Here is a 3610-nt window from a genome sequence, read left to right as displayed (position 1 = left end):
GTCCGGCGCCGCCGGATCCGTCCCCGCCCGTGGCCCCGCGACCTCGACCGACTGCAGCGGGCGATGACCGACGGTGCCGGGGTGACCCGCACCGCCGATTCGCTGGCGCGGGCCGCCCACGCCCTGTCCGCCCTGCCCGATTCCGCCGAAGTCGCCGTGGCGCGCGCCATCGTCGCGGCGGCCGCAGCACGCCCGGCCACGTTGGGCTGCCACACGCGGCTGGACGAATGAACCACCCAGAACAACCCGACCAGGAGCGCAAACCCATGCTGGACGAACAGATCACCCGCGGTCTCATCCGCACCGCCCTGCAAGAGGACCTTCGCTACGGGCCCGACGTGACCTCGCTGGCCACCGTCGGCCCGGCGCAGCGGTCGCGGGCGACGGTGACGTCCCGCGTCGACGGCGTCATCGCCGCCGGCGACGCGATCCGGTGGACGCTGGAGGAGGTCATCGCCGACGAGTTCGACGTGAAGATCCTCGTGGAAGACGGGGGACGGGTCACGCGCGGCACCGTCGTCGCCGAGATCGAGGCGCCCACCCGCGGGTTGCTGACGGCCGAGCGGACGCTGCTGAACATCGTCACCCACGCCTCCGGCATCGCCAGCCACACCCGCCGCTGGGTCGACGCCGTCGAGGGCACGGGCGCGCGGATCCGCGACTCCCGCAAGACCATCCCGGGCCTGCGCAACCTGCAGAAGTACGCCGTGACCTGCGGTGGCGGCGTGAACCACCGCAATGGCCTGGGCGACGAAGCGCTGATCAAGGACAACCACGTCGCCGCTGCCGGCGGCGTCGTCCCCGCGCTGGAGCGCGTGCGGCACGCCTACCCGGAGCTCAAGTGCGAGATCGAGGTCGATGACCTCACGCAGCTCGACCAGGTGCTGGAGATGAAGCCCGAGCTGGTCATGCTGGACAACTTCGAGGTGTGGCAGACGCAGATCGCCGTGCAGCGCCGGGCGCAGGTGTCGCCGGCGACCCAGCTGGAGTCCTCCGGCGGCCTGACCCTCGACGTCGCCCGCGAATACGCCTCCTGCGGCGTGGACTTCCTCGCCGTCGGCGCGCTGACGCATTCCTCCGGCGTGCTGGACCTCGGCCTGGACTTCTAGGCGGGGATTCGGTCGGGAAACCGGCCGGGCCGGGGATCGCCGGGAAACTACAGCCGCTCACCGATCGCGGCGGAGACGTCGTCGAGGAGCTTCCCGAAACGGGCGGCGTCCTCGGGATTGCGGGCGCGGGCGGCCAGGGCGCGGTTCAGCGCGTCCTCGGCGCGGGGCAGGTCGTCGCATTCGAGCTGGCACATGGCGATCTGCGCGAGCAGCGGGATCTCCTGGGCGACCATGCCGTCCGAGCCGAACAGGCCCGCGGACAGCTCGAGGTGGTCCACGGCGCGGCCGGGGTGGCCCCGGCGGATCTCCGCCTGCCCGTTGAGGGCGTGCCACTGGGCCCAGCGCATGTGGCGCGGGGGAGTCGCGGCCGCCACCTCCGCGGCGATGGCCTCCGGATCGTCGGACTCGATGGCATCCAGCAGATCGAGGTAGTCCGCGGCACGGTCCATGAGCTTCGGCGACGACCCGCGGATCGGGCGGCCCAGCGAATCGACCTCCGGGGCGTCGGCGGCGTCGCCGAGGTCCGCGAAACCGGCCATCAGCGAATCGGCGGCCGCCCACAGGCGCCCGTCGGCGGCGAGGGCGGAGGCGGCGTCGAGGATTTCCGAGGGGGTGCGCATGGCGGTCGATCCTACCGGGGACGGAATACCGCCGGACCCGGTGCTCGACCCATCAGCCCATCAGCGCGGCCAGCGCCTCGCGGACGGGGTGCCCGGCCCAGGCCTCGCCGGGCAGCAGCTCGTCGATGCGGGCGGCGTAGCGCCGGGCGCCCGGCAGATCATCGCGGTCCAGGCAGGAGCGCACGCCCGTGAGCAGCGCACGGGCGGCCTCCTCGCCGTCGCCGGCTTCGAGGTAGCCCGCCGCGGCGGTGTCGACGTGGCCCAGCGCCAGGTCCTCGCGCGACGACGCCCAGTAGACGTAGGCGAGGTCGTCGTGCCAGTCGGCGATGGCCCAACCGTCGGAAATGAGCTCCCTGGCGTCGACCATGAGGTCCTCGGCGCGGTCGGGGTCCTCGTGGACGGCGCTGCGGGCGGCCTGGCGCAGCGCCCGCGACGCGCCCTCGCCGTCGCCGAGGCGGTGCAGATGCTCGGCGTGCTCGATGAGCAGATCCGCCGCGCGGCCCGCATCGCCGGAGCGCCCGGCGGCGGTGGCGGCGATGGAAAACGCGGCGTCGGTGCGTTCCTCGTCGCTGGTCAGGGACGACCACTGGGCGACCGGCACGGCGTGCGCCAACGCCGCCTCGTCGTCGCCGGAGTCGAGCAGGGAGCGGGCGAGGATCAGCCGCAGGTCCATGACCAGCGCATTGACCGGCATGCCCGACGCCGCCTCCAGAGCCGCGGCCGCGAGCTCGGCGGCGCGGGCGAACTCCCCATCGGAATTGAGCAGCGCCGACAGCAGCCGCGCCGACCGCAGCGTGCCGACGACGAGGTCGTACTCCAGGCCCACCGCCACGACGGGCAGCAGCTGGCGGACGGCCTCTGCGGGTTCCTCGGCCTCCAGCGACAGGTGCGACAGCATCTGCCGGGCCTCGATGGTGCTGGTCACCGGCTCGGACGCGGGTGATTCGGCCACCGCCGCGCACATCTTCGCCGACCCCACCAGATCCCCCCGGCCGTGGGCGACCTGCGCCTGCAACAGCCGCCGGTCGTCGTCGCCCGTGCGCGGCGGGGCGTACTCGGCGGACCACCGCGACAGCGCCTCGGCGAGGTCGGGACGCCGCGCCAGCGACGCCGACGCGCCGGCCACCGCCGCGGACAAGGCGAACTGGTACGCCTCGGGACCGCTGGGCCGCAGGTCGAGGATGTCGCGAGTCAGGGAGGCCAGCTCCGGCACCTGGGCGTCGGCGGGGCGCCCGCCGGCGGGATGGGCGTCGATGAACTTCTCCGCCTCGGCGAAGGCCCCGAACGAACGCGCGTGGAACGCGGCCGCCGGCCGGTTCGTGCGGATCGCCCAGTCGAGCCACTCCTTGCGGGCCTCCTCGGCCTCGTCGGCGAGCTCGAGCTGGTCTGCGGCGGCGTGGCGCAGGGCGTGGAATTCGCCGATGAGCTCCTCGGGGACCCCGTCGGCGTCGTCAAGCCAATGATCGCGGGCGTACGCCGTGACCGCCCGCCAGCTGGACACGTGATCCAGGCTGCGGGCCGAGGCGCGCGAAAATTCCACCAGCGCAGGCAATTCGGCGGGCACGGCGGGCGGTTCGGCGACGGGACGCCGGGCCGGAATCGGGGCCGACGCGTCAATGGATTCATCCCACCAGGTCATTCGGCCATTGTGGGACGGGGCGCGGGCGGAACGCAAAGCGCCTGCGTTGCGACGGCCACCGCCGCCGGGATTCTTCCGCTACTTCGCGGCGGCGGCGACCTCGGTCATCGCGGGCGACGGCGGGAAACCCTTCGCGCCGGCGAGCGCGGACTTGGCCATCGCCCGGCGCTCGCGGGTGCGGCCCAGGCGGTCGAGCACCGGCGCGGCCAAGCGGGCGGCGGCGAGATGGTCGAGCGTCAGCC

General features: G+C 73.8%; 3 protein-coding genes and 1 pseudogene. 2 read left to right on the top strand and 2 right to left on the bottom strand.

Features of this window, described 5'->3' with window-relative positions:
• Positions 1–231 (top strand): annotated as a pseudogene (locus tag GX015_RS09745) (L-aspartate oxidase); the annotation flags it as partial.
• Positions 232–266: 35 nt separating this feature from the next.
• Positions 267–1109, top strand: coding sequence for a carboxylating nicotinate-nucleotide diphosphorylase (gene nadC / locus GX015_RS09740; protein WP_291344739.1), 843 nt, complete (start codon positions 267–269; stop codon positions 1107–1109).
• Positions 1110–1156: 47 nt separating this feature from the next.
• On the opposite strand, the gene GX015_RS09735 is transcribed toward nadC, so the two are convergent.
• On the bottom strand, positions 1157–1729 hold the full coding sequence (locus tag GX015_RS09735; RefSeq protein ID WP_291344738.1) for a hypothetical protein: 573 nt from the start codon (positions 1727–1729) through the stop codon (positions 1157–1159).
• Positions 1730–1781: 52 nt separating this feature from the next.
• Positions 1782–3368 (bottom strand): hypothetical protein, encoded by a 1587-nt coding sequence (locus GX015_RS09730; protein WP_291344735.1) that lies wholly within the window; start codon positions 3366–3368, stop codon positions 1782–1784.
• Between the last annotated feature and the right edge of the window lie 242 nt (positions 3369–3610).

The sequence above is a fragment of the Corynebacterium sp. genome, from assembly GCF_012837295.1.
Lineage (GTDB): Bacteria > Actinomycetota > Actinomycetes > Mycobacteriales > Mycobacteriaceae > Corynebacterium.
The sequence above is the reverse complement of the archived record's forward strand: the minus strand, read 5'-3'. Positions and strand labels throughout refer to the sequence as shown.

Coding starts and splice junctions, on each gene's coding strand:
- nadC (WP_291344739.1), top strand. CDS start 267: ATGCTGGACGAACAGATCACCCGCGGTCTCATCCGCACCGCCCTGCAA.
- GX015_RS09735 (WP_291344738.1), bottom strand. CDS start 1,729: ATGCGCACCCCCTCGGAAATCCTCGACGCCGCCTCCGCCCTCGCCGCC.
- GX015_RS09730 (WP_291344735.1), bottom strand. CDS start 3,368: ATGACCTGGTGGGATGAATCCATTGACGCGTCGGCCCCGATTCCGGCC.